This is a genomic window from Listeria tempestatis (assembly GCF_963575625.1).
Classification (GTDB): Bacteria; Bacillota; Bacilli; order Lactobacillales; family Listeriaceae; genus Listeria; species Listeria tempestatis.
Genome location: NZ_CAUYTK010000004.1, coordinates 77,748 through 93,928, shown reverse-complemented (window position 1 = coordinate 93,928; position 16,181 = coordinate 77,748). Strand labels below are relative to the sequence as shown.

Below are 16,181 nucleotides of genomic sequence, written 5' to 3'. Positions count from 1 at the left end.
ATTTTAAATGTAAATGAAACGTGATACAATGAACAAGTTATTGCACTTTTAAATCGTGAATATTAAATTTATTTTGAGTTGGAGATGAAAGATTTGGATATCGAAAGTAGTCCATTAATGCAGAAAATTGATTACAGCACGAAGAAAAAAATTGATTTAGTAAATAATAGTGTTATTCGCTATATCGTTCGTGCGATGTTAGCTTGCTTGTTCCTGACGCTTGGTACGGCAGTCGCAGTTATGATTGGTGATAAGGTTGACCACTATGCTGTTGGACTAGGTAAAATTGTTTATGCCTTCATGTTTAGCTGGTCGCTTGTGATGATTATTTACATGAATGCCGAACTTGGAACATCTAATATGATGTATATGACAACAGGAGTGTATCAAAAAATTGTACGTCCAGGAAAAGCACTACAAATTTTATTCCTTTGTATCATTTTCAACTTAATTGGTGGTATTTGTGCAGGATATCTTGTTTCCTTAACATCTACCTTCCATAATTTGCCTGCTGACCACTTTTTATTCACAGCGGTAAGCGGAAAGCTTGCAAAAGCACCGTTACAAATTTTTGTAGAAGGTATTTTTGCCAATATTGTTGTAAATACAGCAGTGTTATGTACACTCCGAATGAAAGACGATGCTGGTAAAGTTATCGCAATGATTTTTATCATTTTCATTTTTGCTTTCTTAGGATTTGAGCACGTTATTGCAAACTTTTCTTCATTCTCGCTTGCGTTCTTCGCATCAGGTGGCCATTTAGCTGGTATGACAGTGGGAAGCGTTGCAACAAACTTATCACTTGCTTTCTTAGGAAACTTTGTAGGTGGCGGCATAGTTATCGGGTTAGGTTATGCGTGGTTAAATCGTACAAAATCAATTTATAAAGACTAAAAAACATCCTTTTGGATGTTTTTTGCTTTTTTGAAATGAGGAGATTAAATGGAATATGCTTTTAAATGGGAAATAAATCCTAAATTAAGTTTAGTAAGTCCTAGCGTTTATTTAGCTAAAGCTGTATATCAAGCATTAGATAACGACCGCAAGCACTTGCGCACATATCTTGATTTTGTTGATACTACAACTAGTGTCGAAGATGAGGAAGCCTATATTAAAATGAAGTTAGGCGGGGAGATGAATGGTACAGATCGCTTATTTTTCATTGCTTATCAAGAAGAAATTGTAGGTTCCATCGATTTTCATTTTATTGATTTGAATAACCAGACCGCAGAAATCGGTTATTGGGTTGCTTCTAGCCACTGCGGCAAAAATATCGCGACAGAAGCCGTTAAAACCCTTTGTAAAATCGCTTTTGACGAAATGGGGTTAAACAGACTTACAATTGTGGCAGATGTAGAGAATAAACCAAGTAACCGCGTAGCTATTAAAAGTGGCTTTAAAAAAGAGGGTACATTTAGACAGAGTAAAAAAGTTTATGATGAACGAAGAGATTTTAATATTTATGCTTTATTAAAGGAAGAATTATAGTGATTAAATCCCCGCTTCCAAGGAAGCGGGGATTTAAAAATTTTATGTTAATTTATGCGCATTCATAATACTCGCTTTTTCATTTAGAGTGTGGTATATTTTGGTTGTATTTTTCAGATTATTGTACGAAAGAAGTGTGTCGTGATGGAGAAATATGTGAGTTTTGCGCGTGTCATTGTATTTATCTGCATCGTGTTACCAGCATGTATCCCGCTCTTTTTCAAAGGACGTAAAGTGGAGGAACAACTAGAAGAAGAGGATTTGAAGAATTTTGAAAAAGATGAAAACGGGGAATATCCATGGGAGAGAGACCATAACAATAAAAATATATAAACCTTTTAAGGGGAAAAGGAGTTTTTTATGGAAAAAACAGTAGAAATTCAAGAAATCATGAAACATTTAGATGAGTATCTTCCTGGACAATTCTTAAATAACAATTTGCGCCCCAATCATTTGACGCGAGTTGAATATCAACATGTGAGTTTGAGTACAAACCCTGAGTTGTTAGCGAAAACCATGTTTATCGCTATTTCAAACGAACGCAGAGACTATGTGAACCGGAAACCTGTTAAATGGACAGATGGTAATGCGCAAATAAAAGGCAGGGAACACTTATTAGGTTTAATTGTTACAGAAACCCCAATTGAAAGTGCGCGTCAGACTACACCACAATTCATTGTTGAAAATAGTTGGACGTTCATGATTGAATTTTCTAAATTAGTACGTACCGTCTTTCAAAATCCGACCATCGCCATCACTGGTTCTGTCGGGAAAACATCGACAAGAATGCTTCTCACTCATGTTTTTAGCAATCAAAATGTGCTTGAAAATCGCGGGAACCACAATACCCGCTTCGCCATTCCGCTCTATATGGCGCAGCTCATTCAAAACCCGGATATTTTAAATCTTGAAGTCTCATTAAATGCGCTAAATAGTTTTGACACGGGTTCCATGTCGAAACTAATCAAGCCAAACATCGTTATCATTACTTCAATTGGTGAGGCGCACTTAAGTTCAATGAAAGATACAAAAACCATTGCACTTTATAAAGCGAAAGTTTTAGAAGGGGCTAATGAAGATACAGTCGTCATTTTGAATGCAGATATAGGGAAAGAAGAACGTGAAATTCTTTTAAATAAAGCCAAAAAATACACCAATCATTTGTTGACATACTCGGCGAAAAACAATGCGGCGGACGTGAGATTACTAAGCGTGAAACATGAAAAGTTTTATGATGAACTAGAAGTGATGTTTTTTGACGAAAAGCTTACATATCGCTTGCCGACTGGTTCAGCGGGACTTATGGAAAACAGCTTAGCGGCGCTACTTGCCTACTGGCAAATTACTGGTGAAACAAACGCTTCGCTTGCCAAAATGGAAACATTTAAGCCGCTACCAAAAACGATGGAAATGATCCCACTTGCGTTACCAGACGGCGCTTTCGCCTACATGGTTGATGACTCACACAATGCGGCGGTGCCTTCGATGTTAAATGCGATTGATTATTTTAAGTCGCATAAACAATTTTACCAAGGGAAATCATTTTTAATTGTTGGACAAATTGCAGATTTAGGAGAGAAGGGCCCTGAAGTGCATGTGAAAATAATGAAAGATGTGCTAGACAGTGGTGCCGATTATATTTTTGGTTATGGTGATTTGTTTGAAGGTTTATTTAAACAGAACGAAAATGAACGTATTCGGTGGTTTAGCAATTTGACGGACTTAAGGAATTTCTTGCGTGGCATTTTGACGGAGGATAGTTTGCTTGTCCTAAAAGGGTCTGTGACGGGTAGTGATTTTCACAAATTGGGTGGTCAAATCAAGATGGAATATCAAAAAAGAGAGGGCTAAAATGCCTTCTCTTCTTTTTTTTGAAGTAAAAATTCGGATAGTATGGGGGCGAATTTAGGAACTTCGGATTGGACTAAAAACGCATCGTGTCCGTAGTCGGAATCAATTTCGTGGTACGAAACAGGAACGCCCGCTTTTTTTAGGAGTTCAAAATCGCGTCTTAGGTCGCGAATGCGGAAAAGTTGGTCGCTTGTAATCCCAATTAAAAGGTAAGGGACTTTAATTTGCGTATAAGATGGCGCTGCGCCGTCTTGGCTGTGGATGACGTCAAACAGGTCAATCGCTTTTGTTAAATAAAGGTAGCTGTTAGCATCAAAGCGTTCGACAAAACTGTCGCCTTGATAGTGTAAGTAAGATTCGATTTGGAAATGTTCTTTAGAGAAAGCGCCTGGCGAGCTTTCGTCCACTGTAAAGCGTTCGAAACGTTTGGAGAAAAGTTCGCTCGTACGATATGTCATCATACCAACCATGCGAGCGGTTGCGAGGCCGCCTTCTGGTTGTGTGGTATAGTTGCCATCATTAAATTCAGAATCGTTTAAAATGGCCATTCGCTGGATGAGGTTGAATCCGATGGCATCAGGGCTAGCGGCAAGTGGAGAAGCGATATTGATGACGGAACAAACGGTATCTGAATAGCTCACAGCCCATTCGGTCGCCTGCATACCGCCCATCGATCCGCCGATCACGGCTTTTAGTTTTGAAATGCCAAGTTCTTGGATGAGTTCGTATTGAACGCGAACGATATCTCTTACACTAAAGCGAGGAAATGAAAGGCGATACGGCTCACCTGTGTCTGGATTAATGGAGGACGGACCGGTTGAGCCGCTACAGCCACCAAATACATTTGTGCAAATAATAAAATAGCGATTTGTATCTAGTGCTTTTTCAGGGCCAATATAATCGTCCCACCAGCCTGGTGCATCAGCCGCGTGATGTTTTGCGGCATGGGCAGTTCCAGTGAGTGCATGTTCAAGCAAAATCACATTTGTTTTTTCTTCGTTTAGCGTCCCGTAAGTTTCATAACCAATTTCAATTGGCTGAAGTACAGCCCCGTTTTCTAAAACGAGAGCATTTTTTTGAAATAATAGTTGTTGTTTTAATTCCATTTTTAAGCACCCTTTCATGAAGTTGATAACTGCGGAGAGTGCAAAAAACCCCTCCTAGCAAAAAATAAGCCAGAAGGGGTAGTAAATATGTAAGAACGACTACCGACTTATCTTTCAGAATTAACTGCTGGAATTAGCACCGTGATCAATCGTCCGGTTGCTAAGGCTTCATCGGGCCAGTCCCTCCGCCTTTCTTGATAAGAAAATATATGAAATTAAAATTAATCATAAGCGCGTTTAGACAATTTGTCAAGCAGGCGAAAAAGTTGTTTTTCTGTTTTTTGGGCTGATAGAATGAGGTGGGGGTGCTTAAAATGAAATTTAAAATCGTAAAACGAAAAATTCATGATATTCCGGTTTTGGAAGTTGTGAGCAAAACGAGCGTAGACAAACCTCTACCTTTAGCCATTTATTATCACGGCTGGCAGACAAGTAAAGAACTCGTTTTAACTCAGGGGAGAAAGCTAGCAAGTCGAGGGTTTAGGGTGTGTCTGCCGGACGCGCCGAATCACGGTGAGCGCCACCAAACTGTGTCCTCGGTCATTTCCTTGACATTTTGGAACAGCATCCAAGGGAGTCTTTCGGAATATGAATTTATTCGCGACCATTACATCAGGCAAAATCTCGCGACAACCATTTTTGTAGGAGGCGTTTCTATGGGAGGCATTACAACTTGTGCGCTTCTGACGCATCATTCGGAAATCAAGGCAGCGGCGTGTATCATGGGCGAACCAAGTCCGCTTAATTTTCGCGAGCGTACCATCATCCGGGCTTTTGAGCGCCAGATTAAACTTCCAAGTGATTATGCCGATTTACTTGCATGGCAAGAAAACTATGATTTGGATAGAAAGCCAGAAGCCTTAGCGGGACGCCCGCTTTATATTTGGCACGGGACGGAAGATTGGAAAATCCCAATTGAAACCGTAAAAAACTTTGTCGAGAAGAATGTTTCCGAGCCGCACGGTGCTCATATTGAATTTGAAATTGGCGAAGGTGAAGGTCATCTTGTCCAAATTGCAATTATGGATAAAGTTGCTGATTTTTTAGCTAGTAAGGCGAAAAACTAAAAAGGGTCAAAATGAAGCGAAATCATGAAAATCGCGAAATAAATTACACATTAAACGTGTATTTTTGTACCTCTTTGTGACAAATATGTAAATTAAAAGGAAATAGGTTTACACTCATAGAAAACGTGGTAAACTAGTTTAGTGTTTACATAAATGTTTAGGGAGGAAAAAAATGAAGACTTTTACACGAATTTTATTATTAATTGCAGGAATTGCTATGATTGGCTTGGGAGTTTGGTTGATGTTCCATCCGCTTGTATCGTTATTAACATTTAGCTTTACAATTGCGTTTGTTCTTCTAGTTTCCGGTATTTTTCATATTGTTTCCTATTTTTCAAATCGCAAAGCGCAACATGTTTCAGGATGGGTACTTGCAGAAGGTATTTTATCAACACTACTAGGTGTATTCTTGCTGTTTGATCAAATCGAGGGTGCTGCAACACTTGTACTCGTTTTTGCAATGTGGGTACTATTTGCAGGGATTATGCGTACAATTGGTGCGTTTGCTGCCAAACAAAATAACGTTCAAGGCTGGGGCTGGATTTTAACAATGGGCATTATCGGCATTATTGTTGGTTTTATCGCATTATTCAACCCAGTAGTAAGCTTAGTAGGGATTGTATTTATTACAGGTACATTCTTTATTGTTGAAGGAATTGGCGCCATTTCTACTTTCTTCATCATGGGTAAAATGGATAAATAATTTCGAATAAAAGGCGGTTGAGTCTAGCTCAATCGCTTTTTTTGTATGCTTTTATGAATGTTTTTGGAAGTAAATGGTTGATTTTGAAAGATAGAAATGTTATGATATCGGTGATCGGAGGGGACAAAATGTTAAATGCTGAACGGAAAGAGAAAATTTTAGACATGCTTGAAGGCTTGGGTGTTGTAAAACTTTCAGAACTTGTGAAGAGTCTAAATTCATCTGAATCGACCATCAGACGCGACTTGAGCGAAATGGAAGAAGAGGGACTACTAGAACGTGTTCACGGCGGGGCGAAATTGTTGAAACAGCACAATTTGGAACCGAGTATGGATGAAAAATCATTCAAAAACATTCATAGTAAGCAACAAATAGCAAAACGGGCGGCAGAACTTGTTCAGGAAAATGATTGTATTTACTTAGATGCTGGTTCAACTACAATTGAAATGATTCCCTTTTTAGCGGATAAAAAAATTACTGTAGTAACAAATGGGTTAGGGCATATTGAACGGCTCGTCAATTTACAGGTGGAGGCTTATTTACTCGGTGGTAAAATGAAAGTGCATACAAAGGCTGTTATTGGAGCGGTGGCTCTAAGTAATATTGGAAACTATCATTTCGATAAGGTTTTCATTGGAGCGAATGCGATTCATGATGAATTTGGCTTTATGACACCGGATACGGAAGAGGCATTTTTAAAACGCAAGGCGAGTCAACAGGCAGACGAAGTTTTCGTCGTAGCAGACCACTCGAAATTTGCTTGTGCAAACTTCGCGAAAATGTTCGAATTAAGCCGTGCGACGCTCATAACAGATTACGTACCAGTGAATAAAGCGGAGAGTTTTAGTCAAAAATTAAAAGTGATTGAGGTGGAAAAATGATTTATACGATTACGTTAAATCCATCTATCGATTATATCGTGGAAGTGGATGACTTGAAATTGGGGGATTTAAATCGGATGAAGCGTGATTACAAGCTGCCTGGTGGGAAAGGGATTAATGTTTCTCGGGTTTTAAATCAACTCGGTGTGAAAACGGTTGCGAGTGGATTTTTAGGCGGTTTCACGGGTCGCTTTATCGCAGAGTGGCTGGAAAAAGAAGGTATTGCAACTAATTTTGCAACTACTGCGGATGACACGAGAATTAATATTAAATTGAAGGCGAATACCGAAACGGAAATTAACGGTTTAGGTCCTGAAATTACGGACAAAGAAGTGGCAGCATTTTTTGCACAACTTGAAGTTGTCAAGGCGCATGATGTTGTAATCTTATCAGGCAGTGTGCCACCGTCACTTGGTGAGGAATTTTATGACCGCATCATTCAGCTTTGCTTACAAAAAGGCGCCGATTTTATGATTGACACGACAGGTGCTGAACTGCTTCGTGCGCTTTCAAAAAAACCAATTTTAATTAAACCAAACCATCACGAGCTAGCGGAATTATTTAGCGTACATTTCGAATCAAAAGAAGATTTAATCCCATATGGTAAAAAGTGTCTTGAGCTTGGTGCAAAACATGTGATTGTATCGATGGCAGGTGATGGCGCGTTACTTTTTACAGGCGAGGATGTGTACTTTGCTGAACCTATTAGCGGGCAGGTGAAAAATTCAGTTGGTGCTGGAGATTCGATGATTGCGGGATTTGTCGGCACTTTCGCGGAGACAGGTGACCCCGTTCGTGCATTTCAATTTGGTGTGGCAACGGGAACGGCGACAGCTTTTTCGACTGATTTAGCGACAGCAGATTTCATTCAAGAAATTTTGCCACAAGTTAATCTATCTAAAATGGAGGCAACAAAATGAAAATAACCGATTTGCTAAATAAAGATGTTATGATTATGTCGCTTACAGCTACGACAAAAGAAGCGGCTATCGATGAGATGATTGATTCTTTAAAGCGTCACGGGAAAATAAACGATGTGGTTTTATTCAAAAAAGAAATTATGAACCGAGAAGCTGAGAGCTCGACGGGTATTGGCGAAGGTATTGCGATGCCGCATGCGAAAACGAAAGCAGTCAATACACCCACTGTTGTTTTTGCTAAAAGTGAGGCGGGACTTGACTACGAGTCTTTAGATGGTGCGCCAGCTCATTTGTTTTTCATGATTGCAGCGACTGATGGGGCAAATGAAACTCATCTTGAAACGTTAGCGGCACTTTCTCGCTTGCTCGTCCATCCAGACTTTGTGGCAAGTTTAAAACAGGCGAAAACACCAGACGAGGTCATCCAATTGTTTGATGCAGAACAAAGTAAGTCAATAGATACAACAAGTGAAGCGCCAACTAGCGACCAATTTGTTGTGGCGGTGACAGCCTGTCCGACAGGAATCGCGCACACGTATATGGCAGAAGACGCTTTAAAAAATAAAGCTCAAGAAATGGGTATTTCAATTCGTGTAGAAACAAACGGCTCAGAAGGCGTGAAACACCGTCTAACAGATGATGAAATCAAGCGTGCAGCAGGCGTTATCGTTGCTGCTGATAAAAAGGTTGAAATGGCACGATTTGATGGCAAACACGTTCTTGAAACACCAGTAAGTGATGGCATCCGTAAGCCAGAAGAATTAATCCATCGGGCTTTAAAGCAAGATGCTCCAGTGTATCACGCGGACCATGAGAAAAATGAGACGGAATCATCAGAAAAAATTTCAGTCGGAAGTAAAATTTATAAAGATTTGATGAACGGAATTTCTCATATGCTACCTTTTGTTGTCGGCGGCGGGATTTTAATGGCAATTTCCTTCCTTGTAGAACAGTTATACCCTAATAGCGCTGTTTATCAAATGTTATCTGCTATTTCAGGCGATAAAATGGGCGCATTCGTGTTCTTAATCCCAATTTTAGCTGGTTTCATCGCAAGTAGTATCGCTGATCGCCCCGGTTTAATGCCTGGTATGGTTGGCGGTATGATGGCTGCAGTAACAGGCGCAGGTTTCCTCGGTGGATTAGCAGCCGGATTCCTTGCAGGTTATACCGTTCTTGGGCTAAAAAGGGTGTTCGCGGGCATGCCTCGTTCACTTGACGGCTTAAAACCAATCTTACTTTATCCGGTATTCGGATTGCTCATTACGGGCGGACTCATGTACTTCATTGTGGATCCGATTTTTAAAGTCGTTAATGATTTCCTAACAACGCAACTTAACGGCCTAGGCACAGCCAATGCAGCTATTCTTGGACTCGTCCTTGGTGGTATGATGGCTATCGATATGGGCGGCCCGTTCAACAAAGCTGCCTATACATTTGCAATTGGCGTATTCACTTCAACGGATAACGGCGCATTTATGGCAGCAGTTATGGCTGGCGGTATGGTGCCACCACTAGCAATTGCGCTAGCTACGACATTATTTAAAAATAAATTTACCGAACAAGAAAAACAAGCGGGTATTACAAACTATATTTTAGGGCTTTCCTTCATTACAGAAGGGGCTATCCCGTTTGCCGCAACTGATCCACTTCGAGTGATTACATCTTCTGTCATTGGTTCAGCAATTGCCGGAGCGCTCACACAAATTTGGGCAATTGATGTTCCAGCTCCGCATGGCGGGATTTTCGTAGCTCCGCTTGCGAATAAACCAATTCTCTTTATTGTAGCTATTTTAATTGGTATGGTTATTTCTGGACTCATTTATGGTTTTTGGAAGAAACCAAAACAAACTTAACATACTAAACAAGCTGATGTCATCTTGCGAAAATGTTAAGTTATTCTATAAACTATAGCTGATACCTGATTAGGGTCAGCTTTTTTGTGTTCAAAACAATCTTTCATCACAAGAGAAGAAAGCGCTTTATTTAAAATTGGGATAGAACTACAATTTTATGTAAGGGTTATCATTTACTATTAAAGTATGAGGAGGGGAGTAGATGGAACAAGGAAGTAAAGATTTAATCATCTATCTTTTAACGCATGAAAACACGGAGCTGTTGGCAGTTGCTAGGCGCTTTCGAATTTCAGAAGATGAACTATTAGACTGGATTTCAAAAATCAACCATCTACTAAAACAAGAAAAAATTTTTATTCATGAAAACACAATTCGCTTGACGGAAAAAGTCCGCGAAGAGTGTTATCGCCTTTTAACTGCTGAGGATGAAATGTTGTTCACGTATTATGAAGTAAAACTAAGAAGGCAGCTTATTTTAATTCAGCTTTTGATGGAACCGCGCTTTTTATCCCTAAAAGCACTAGCTGACTATGTTTATGTTAGCAAAAATACCGTTTTAAATGACGTGAAATGGATTCGAAATCATTTGCATGAAAGGCGGATTCATTTGGAATATTCCCGCAAGGATGGATATGCAGTAAGTGGGGCGGAGTTTTTAATACGCAACCAGCTCGCTGAACTTGTGCGTGAGGTCATTAAAATACCGTACGGGAAATTTGTGCTTGATGAGAAAAATTTAATCACCGTGAGCGAAACTTTTCTTTTTAAAAAAAGGCTTGAAAGTGTGGAAAAAAGGCTGCAAGTGACCTTTACGGATGAACAAATGGAGGAGCTGCCGTATATTTTAGCGGGCACCATTAAGCGCGCGGAAGTTTTAAGAAAAGATTGGTCATTTCAGCTAAAGAAATATGACCTTAAAAACACAAAGGAATACCCAGTTATTAAAGAAATGTTTTGGGGTTATGATTTTTTATCCGAGGCGGATTATTTATACCTTGCCTTGCAAGTTTTGGCTTCTAGTTTGCTTGAATCCGTACTTTATTTTTCAGAAAGTGATGAAATTGCAGATGCCGCAACGGAATTCATTCAGCAGCTCGAAATTTATTTTGCTACTGAATTTCTGCATAAGGCGGAATTCAAGGAAAAAGTGATGTTGCATGTGCGCCCTGCGGTATATCGTAATTTGCTTGGATTTCGGATTGTGAATCCGCTTTCGGAGCAATTTAAAACGGAGCATTTGACGACTTTTCAAATTGTAAAAAAAGCGGCTGCGCCGTTTGAACGCTTAGTGGGTCACGCCTGGTCGGAAGAAGAAATCGTATTTTTATCCATGATCGTGCTTGCTTGGATGTACCGGGAAGAAGAGTCCACCGAACCAGTTTTTTCAGCTGCTGTTTTATGTCAAAGCGGGACGTCCATTTCAAAATTATTGATTGAAAATTTAAAAATGATGTTCCCCACCATTGATTTTAAAGGAGCCTATGCCGTTAGACAACTACCGGAAGTAGAAGAAAATCTCGATTTTATTTTTACAACGGTTCCCGTTCAAAGTCAGGCGACGGTTTTTGTAGTCCCGCCTATTTTAGGAAAGCTTGAGCGAAAAAAACTACGCAGACAATTGGAACAAGCGATTTTGCTTGATGAAGGGATGCGAACAAAAGAGCTTATGGCGATGTTAAAAGAGGTCATTCCGTCTGAAAAGCGCTCATTTGTTGAGCAACAATTGAATCAATTTTTCATGAAGAAGCCGCAAGTTGAAACGGCGCCGAAAGAAATGGCTATTTTTGAAGAACAAATTAGCTTTTTAGATAATGTGCTATGGGAATCGGTTGTGGAGGAATCATTTCAGCCGCTGTTAAAACGGGGCTCGGTGACTTTTCAATATGTTGAAAAATGTTGCGCCCATTTTTATGCCCACTACGAGACGATGATGATAGGACCAAATATTTATTTGCCACACGCATCACCTAGTGACGGTGTTTTAAATGCGGATATCCAAATTATTCGTTTGAAAACACCTGTTAAAACGCCGAGTGGAGATACAGTCGATATTGTTGTAGCCCTTGCGCCTTCTGAAAAAAATCGACATATTTCACTTCTTTTAAAACTAAACGAACTTTTTTTAGACGAAAAAAAACGGCAACTAGTTCTCTCGGCAGAAAATCAAAATGAGCTATACGAAATGATTGATAGGGGGTGAAGTGTTGGAATACGCCAGTTTATTTCAAGAAAAAAATACCCTAATGGGTCAAATTGCGACAAATCAACAAAACTTTTTTAGTGTAGCTGCAACGATTTTAGAGGACGGGGGCTTTGTTGAACGCTCTTTTTTGCGGGCGATTGTCGAACGGGAAAAAGTTTTTCCGACTGGTCTTGAGATGAATGACATTCGAATTGCGATTCCGCATACGGATGTTTGTCATGTGAAAAAACCATTTGTTTTTGTTAGCAAGTTGGAGAAAGCGATTCCATTTGTGCAAATGGGAACGACAGATAAAGTCATTGATGTGCAGATGGTTTTTATTTTAGGAATTAGAGAACCACAAAATCAAGTGCCACTTTTAGCTAAAATTATGGAAAAATTTGGCGAGGAAAATTTCTCTAAGCGATTAAAAAATCTGCACGATAAGGAAGATATGGTTGCCTTTTTAAAAAATCAATTTGGAGGTTTTGAACAATGAAAAAAGTAATTGTAGCATGTGGATCAGGTGTAGCAACTAGTCAAACGGTAGCGTCAAAAGTGGACCGAATTTTAAAAGAAAAGGGTGTATCTGCAGTTGTAGAGGCGGTAGATATTAAATCGCTTGAACAACATATTAAAACAAGTGATGTCTATATTGCGATTACGAAAGCAAATAAAACATTTGATATTCCAACTTTAAACGGAATCGCCTTTTTAACTGGAATGGGCATGGACGTGGAAACGGAAAAACTGCTAGCCGCTTTAAAATAAAAAATCAATAGGGAGCGTGAGGTAATGGAATCATTACAAAGTGTTGTACAGTTTGTTTTAAATTTGGGAGCCGCTGTTTTTGTTCCAGCTTTAATGATTATCATTGGTTTAATTGTTCGAATGAAAGTGCGTGATGCTTTTAGCGCCGGAATTATTTTAGGTGTTGCTTTCCTCGGTATGAATATTGTTATTGGCTTTATGATTGAAGCGCTAACGCCCGCAGCGCAAGCCCTTGCGGAGCGGACGGGTATTGGACTGACCATTTTAGATGGTGGTTGGACTTCGATGGCTACACTTGCGTGGGCATGGCCACTTGCCTTTCTCATGTTTCCAGTCCAGCTAGGGATTAATGCACTCATGCTCGTTTTAAATCGAACGAAAACATTAAATGTCGACTTATGGAATGTATGGGGAAAAATATTAACTGCCGTGCTCGTTTATGGCGTAACGAAAAACTATTATTTAGCTTTCTTAGTTGCCGGCATTCAAATTGTTGTAGAGCTTTTACTTAGTGATGCGAATCAACGACAAATTCAAGAATTAAACGGGATTCCAGGCGTTACAGTTTCACACGGAATGATGATTTTTTGCGTATTCTTAATGCCTTTTGATTGGCTACTAAAGAAAATCCCCTTTTTACGAAAAGATATGGACGCAAATGCTTTAAAAGAAAAAATTGGTATTTTTGCTGAAAATCATGTGATGGGCTTTATTATCGGAGGACTGCTTGGTCTCGCTGCTGGTTATGATGTTCCCAAAATTTTAATGCTTGCCATGCAAGCTGCTGCTGCGCTAACTCTATTCCCGATGGTCGCTAAACTCTTCATGCAAGCCTTATCGCCGCTTTCAGATGGCATTTCTGAGTTTATGAAAAGGAAGTTTAAAAATCGCGAATTGTTTATCGGGCTGGACTGGCCCATCCTAGCTGGTTGTAGTGAAGTTTGGGTAGCCGTTGTCATTATGGTTCCTGTGACGCTACTCTTTTCGTTCATCTTACCTGGAAACGGCGTACTGCCATTTGCTGGTATTTTAAACATCTCACTCTGCGCACCGGCACTTGTCGTAACAGGTGGTAATTTACTGCGCATGACCATTTTAGGAGTCATTACAACACCTGTTTTTCTATACGTTGCCACTTTTTTTGCAGACACCATTACGAAACTTGCCAATTCAACAGGTGCAATTTCGTTAAAAGCAGGTCAAGAAATTACTTGGAGTACACTTGAGTATCCTGTATTTCGGTTTATTACGGCTGAGGCAGCAAAGCCGAGTGTGATTGGGCTGGCCTTACTTGTCGGCTGGTTCGTCCTACTATTTTTCTATTTAAAAGTAATGAAGAAGCGTACAAAGCAATTTGAAGAGGCGGATGCTCAATGATTTATACGATTACGCTAAATCCCGCCATTGACCGACTCCTTTTTATCCGAAATGAGTTAGAAAAGCGCAAGACGAACCGAGTTGTTCACACGGAATTTGATTGCGGCGGGAAAGGCCTCCACGTTTCACATGTTCTTAGTCAATATAAAATTCCAAACGTGGCGCTTGGTTTTATTGGTGAACAAAATCAGGCACAGCTTTTTGATATTTTAAAAAAACGCTCCATTTCACATCACTTTTTTGTTGAACCAAAGGTGGCGACACGAGAATGCTTTGTCGTGATAAGTGAGACGGCGAGCGGAAGCACGATGATGCCGGAAGCAGGTTTTTCAGTTAGCGAAAAAAATAAAGAAAACCTGCTTCATTTCATCAAAAGAAATATAAAAAAAAGCGACTATGTCGTGATTGCAGGCTCACCGCCGACAGACTATACGTTAGCCGATTTCAAAACTTTATTCTCTACGGTGAAAAAAACAGGTGCTTTCCTTGCGTGTGATTTATCTGGTGAATTTTTGCTCTATGCCGCTCAAAATGGCGTAGATTTCTTGAAACCAAATGAAGAAGAAGTAAAAATTTTAGTGCACCAGTCAAATGATGATTTGCTTCAAAACATCCACATATTGATGAAGAAAATTCGGTATTTTGTCGTTTCGCTCGGTAAGAGGGGTTCATATGTAGCTTACAACAATAAAATTTATCGTGTTTTACCACCGCAAGTCATCGAAAAAAGTGATACTGGTGCGGGAGATGCTTTTGTCGGCGGATTTATTGCAGGTTTATCAGATAATTTGACGATTGAAAATGTGATTCGTCGTGCTTCAAGTGTTGCTGCTAGTAAGGTGCAGTATATGGACAGTTCAACTTTTAGTGTGGATGAAGCTATTCATTTAAGTAAAGAAATTTCAATTATTGAAGTGGAGGAAATGTAATGTTATATGAAAAAGAGCGTAGTGATTTAGCGAAAATTGTGAAAACAATGTTTGACCGTTTTGAAACGAATGCAGCCGGAGGAAATGTTTCGGTTAAAATGAATGATGAACATATTATTATGACGCCAACTTTGATGAGTCAAGCAAGACTATGTGAGTTATCCCCATATGAAATTTTAGTAGTGGATCAAAAAAATGAAGTAGTAGAAGGCGACGGTAAAGTTACACGTGAAATTAATTTACATCGCGCTTGCTACAATGAAAACGCAAAAATTGGCTGTGTCCTTCATGCGCACCCGAAAGAATCAATGTTATTTGCAACGCTTGGTGTAGAACTACCGAATTTAACCGAAGCAACGCAAAAAATTGGTCGAATTCCAACACTAGACTTTGCTCCAGCAACAAGCCGAGAACTAGCTGAAATCGTAAGAAAACATGTTGCCGATTTAGGCGAAAAGGCAGTTCCAAGTGCGAGTTTACTGAATAAACATGGTATTGTCGTACTGGAAACTTCTTTGCATAAAGCATACGATTTATTAGAGCGTATCGAATATAATGCGTATGTCGCGCAAAAAGCCATGGTGTTTGATGCGTTAAACATTCACACCCTAACAGAGGAACCAGAACTTAATTACAATTTGGAGGAATAAATATGGGTATTAATGTTGGTGTTTTTATTAGCGCACTCCTCTTTTTAGTAGCTACAATTTTTCAATCATTACTACTCATGTTTCTCGCGCTTATTTCGGCTATTATTACGCAAAGAATCTACCGAAAAAAATATCCAAAAACAAACAAAAGCTGGCGAGAATTAATCGCTGAAAAACATCAAAAGCAGTAAGTGGAAAAGCAAAATAGGCGAGCCTATTTTGCTTTTTTTACGCGTATTTGTTAGAATAAAAGAAATTTGATGGAAATGGAGGGATAAAGATGCGTAAATTAAAAATGAATCAGCAAATAAGAATTGAAGTAGCAATCTGTATCTTTAGCCCGCCACATTTTCATCGTGTGCGGTAATTAGCTCTGCTTCAGTTCACTTATGAACTGGAG

General features: G+C 39.5%; 17 protein-coding genes and 1 riboswitch. Of the genes, 16 read left to right on the top strand and 1 reads right to left on the bottom strand.

Annotated features, from left to right (window positions below; translation table 11 throughout):
* Nucleotides 1–93 precede the first annotated feature (93 nt).
* The 4 genes from R8923_RS07090 to R8923_RS07075 all read left to right on the top strand — a co-directional run bounded on the left by R8923_RS07090 (nucleotide 94) and on the right by R8923_RS07075 (nucleotide 3,339).
* Nucleotides 94–894, top strand: a complete 801-nt coding sequence (locus R8923_RS07090) for a formate/nitrite transporter family protein (RefSeq protein WP_485872074.1) — start codon at nucleotides 94–96, stop codon at nucleotides 892–894.
* Nucleotides 895–942: 48 nt separating this feature from the next.
* Nucleotides 943–1,488 carry a GNAT family N-acetyltransferase gene (locus R8923_RS07085; RefSeq protein ID WP_485872073.1) on the top strand — a complete coding sequence of 182 codons (546 nt, stop codon included), beginning with the start codon at nucleotides 943–945 and terminating at the stop codon, nucleotides 1,486–1,488.
* A gap of 144 nt (nucleotides 1,489–1,632) precedes the next feature.
* Entirely contained in the window at nucleotides 1,633–1,821 is a 189-nt protein-coding gene (locus tag R8923_RS07080; RefSeq protein ID WP_485872072.1) for a hypothetical protein, read from the top strand.
* 27 nt (nucleotides 1,822–1,848) lie between these two features.
* Nucleotides 1,849–3,339 (top strand): Mur ligase family protein, encoded by a 1,491-nt coding sequence (locus R8923_RS07075; RefSeq protein ID WP_485872071.1) that lies wholly within the window; start codon nucleotides 1,849–1,851, stop codon nucleotides 3,337–3,339.
* Here the strand turns inward: R8923_RS07075 and metX are convergent.
* Nucleotides 3,336–4,445 (bottom strand): homoserine O-acetyltransferase MetX, encoded by a 1,110-nt coding sequence (metX, locus tag R8923_RS07070; RefSeq protein WP_485872070.1) that lies wholly within the window; start codon nucleotides 4,443–4,445, stop codon nucleotides 3,336–3,338. The genes R8923_RS07075 and metX overlap by 4 nt on opposite strands.
* Before the next feature lie 104 nt (nucleotides 4,446–4,549).
* A riboswitch (SAM riboswitch) is annotated at nucleotides 4,550–4,649 on the bottom strand.
* 110 nt (nucleotides 4,650–4,759) lie between these two features.
* Here metX and R8923_RS07065 point away from each other — a divergent pair.
* The 12 genes from R8923_RS07065 to R8923_RS07010 all read left to right on the top strand — a co-directional run bounded on the left by R8923_RS07065 (nucleotide 4,760) and on the right by R8923_RS07010 (nucleotide 15,972).
* Nucleotides 4,760–5,512 (top strand): alpha/beta fold hydrolase, encoded by a 753-nt coding sequence (locus R8923_RS07065; protein WP_485872069.1) that lies wholly within the window; start codon nucleotides 4,760–4,762, stop codon nucleotides 5,510–5,512.
* A gap of 172 nt (nucleotides 5,513–5,684) precedes the next feature.
* Nucleotides 5,685–6,215, top strand: a complete 531-nt coding sequence (locus tag R8923_RS07060; RefSeq protein WP_485872068.1) for an HdeD family acid-resistance protein — start codon at nucleotides 5,685–5,687, stop codon at nucleotides 6,213–6,215.
* A 128-nt stretch (nucleotides 6,216–6,343) separates the two neighbouring features.
* Entirely contained in the window at nucleotides 6,344–7,096 is a 753-nt protein-coding gene (locus R8923_RS07055; RefSeq protein ID WP_485872067.1) for a DeoR/GlpR family DNA-binding transcription regulator, read from the top strand.
* Nucleotides 7,093–8,016 carry a 1-phosphofructokinase gene (gene pfkB / locus R8923_RS07050; protein ID WP_485872066.1) on the top strand — a complete coding sequence of 308 codons (924 nt, stop codon included), beginning with the start codon at nucleotides 7,093–7,095 and terminating at the stop codon, nucleotides 8,014–8,016. The genes R8923_RS07055 and pfkB overlap by 4 nt, the downstream gene beginning before the upstream one ends.
* Nucleotides 8,013–9,872: a PTS fructose transporter subunit IIABC gene (locus R8923_RS07045; RefSeq protein ID WP_485872065.1), complete on the top strand. Its 1,860-nt coding sequence runs from the start codon at nucleotides 8,013–8,015 to the stop codon at nucleotides 9,870–9,872. Before pfkB ends, R8923_RS07045 begins: the two co-directional genes overlap by 4 nt.
* Before the next feature lie 202 nt (nucleotides 9,873–10,074).
* Nucleotides 10,075–12,072: a BglG family transcription antiterminator gene (locus R8923_RS07040; RefSeq protein ID WP_485872064.1), complete on the top strand. Its 1,998-nt coding sequence runs from the start codon at nucleotides 10,075–10,077 to the stop codon at nucleotides 12,070–12,072.
* Between the two features lie 4 nt (nucleotides 12,073–12,076).
* A complete protein-coding gene (locus R8923_RS07035; protein ID WP_485872063.1) occupies nucleotides 12,077–12,553 on the top strand; it encodes a PTS sugar transporter subunit IIA in 477 nt (158 codons plus the stop codon).
* Nucleotides 12,550–12,825 (top strand): PTS sugar transporter subunit IIB, encoded by a 276-nt coding sequence (locus tag R8923_RS07030; protein ID WP_485872062.1) that lies wholly within the window; start codon nucleotides 12,550–12,552, stop codon nucleotides 12,823–12,825. Before R8923_RS07035 ends, R8923_RS07030 begins: the two co-directional genes overlap by 4 nt.
* 24 nt (nucleotides 12,826–12,849) lie before the next feature.
* Nucleotides 12,850–14,202 carry a PTS galactitol transporter subunit IIC gene (locus R8923_RS07025; RefSeq protein ID WP_485872061.1) on the top strand — a complete coding sequence of 451 codons (1,353 nt, stop codon included), beginning with the start codon at nucleotides 12,850–12,852 and terminating at the stop codon, nucleotides 14,200–14,202.
* A complete protein-coding gene (locus R8923_RS07020; protein ID WP_485872060.1) occupies nucleotides 14,199–15,131 on the top strand; it encodes a 1-phosphofructokinase in 933 nt (310 codons plus the stop codon). Before R8923_RS07025 ends, R8923_RS07020 begins: the two co-directional genes overlap by 4 nt.
* On the top strand, nucleotides 15,131–15,781 hold the full coding sequence (locus R8923_RS07015; RefSeq protein ID WP_485872059.1) for a class II aldolase/adducin family protein: 651 nt from the start codon (nucleotides 15,131–15,133) through the stop codon (nucleotides 15,779–15,781). Before R8923_RS07020 ends, R8923_RS07015 begins: the two co-directional genes overlap by 1 nt.
* Before the next feature lie 2 nt (nucleotides 15,782–15,783).
* Nucleotides 15,784–15,972 (top strand): hypothetical protein, encoded by a 189-nt coding sequence (locus R8923_RS07010; RefSeq protein WP_485872058.1) that lies wholly within the window; start codon nucleotides 15,784–15,786, stop codon nucleotides 15,970–15,972.
* The last annotated feature ends 209 nt before the right edge of the window (nucleotides 15,973–16,181 follow it).

Excerpts from the sequence above, each read along its gene's own strand:
- R8923_RS07085 (WP_485872073.1), top strand. The coding sequence starts at position 943 with ATGGAATATGCTTTTAAATGGGAAATAAATCCTAAATTAAGTTTAGTA.
- R8923_RS07080 (WP_485872072.1), top strand. The coding sequence starts at position 1,633 with ATGGAGAAATATGTGAGTTTTGCGCGTGTCATTGTATTTATCTGCATC.
- R8923_RS07075 (WP_485872071.1), top strand. The coding sequence starts at position 1,849 with ATGGAAAAAACAGTAGAAATTCAAGAAATCATGAAACATTTAGATGAG.
- metX (WP_485872070.1), bottom strand. The coding sequence starts at position 4,445 with ATGGAATTAAAACAACAACTATTATTTCAAAAAAATGCTCTCGTTTTA.
- R8923_RS07065 (WP_485872069.1), top strand. The coding sequence starts at position 4,760 with ATGAAATTTAAAATCGTAAAACGAAAAATTCATGATATTCCGGTTTTG.
- R8923_RS07060 (WP_485872068.1), top strand. The coding sequence starts at position 5,685 with ATGAAGACTTTTACACGAATTTTATTATTAATTGCAGGAATTGCTATG.
- R8923_RS07055 (WP_485872067.1), top strand. The coding sequence starts at position 6,344 with ATGTTAAATGCTGAACGGAAAGAGAAAATTTTAGACATGCTTGAAGGC.
- pfkB (WP_485872066.1), top strand. The coding sequence starts at position 7,093 with ATGATTTATACGATTACGTTAAATCCATCTATCGATTATATCGTGGAA.
- R8923_RS07045 (WP_485872065.1), top strand. The coding sequence starts at position 8,013 with ATGAAAATAACCGATTTGCTAAATAAAGATGTTATGATTATGTCGCTT.
- R8923_RS07040 (WP_485872064.1), top strand. The coding sequence starts at position 10,075 with ATGGAACAAGGAAGTAAAGATTTAATCATCTATCTTTTAACGCATGAA.
- R8923_RS07030 (WP_485872062.1), top strand. The coding sequence starts at position 12,550 with ATGAAAAAAGTAATTGTAGCATGTGGATCAGGTGTAGCAACTAGTCAA.
- R8923_RS07025 (WP_485872061.1), top strand. The coding sequence starts at position 12,850 with ATGGAATCATTACAAAGTGTTGTACAGTTTGTTTTAAATTTGGGAGCC.
- R8923_RS07020 (WP_485872060.1), top strand. The coding sequence starts at position 14,199 with ATGATTTATACGATTACGCTAAATCCCGCCATTGACCGACTCCTTTTT.
- R8923_RS07015 (WP_485872059.1), top strand. The coding sequence starts at position 15,131 with ATGTTATATGAAAAAGAGCGTAGTGATTTAGCGAAAATTGTGAAAACA.
- R8923_RS07010 (WP_485872058.1), top strand. The coding sequence starts at position 15,784 with ATGGGTATTAATGTTGGTGTTTTTATTAGCGCACTCCTCTTTTTAGTA.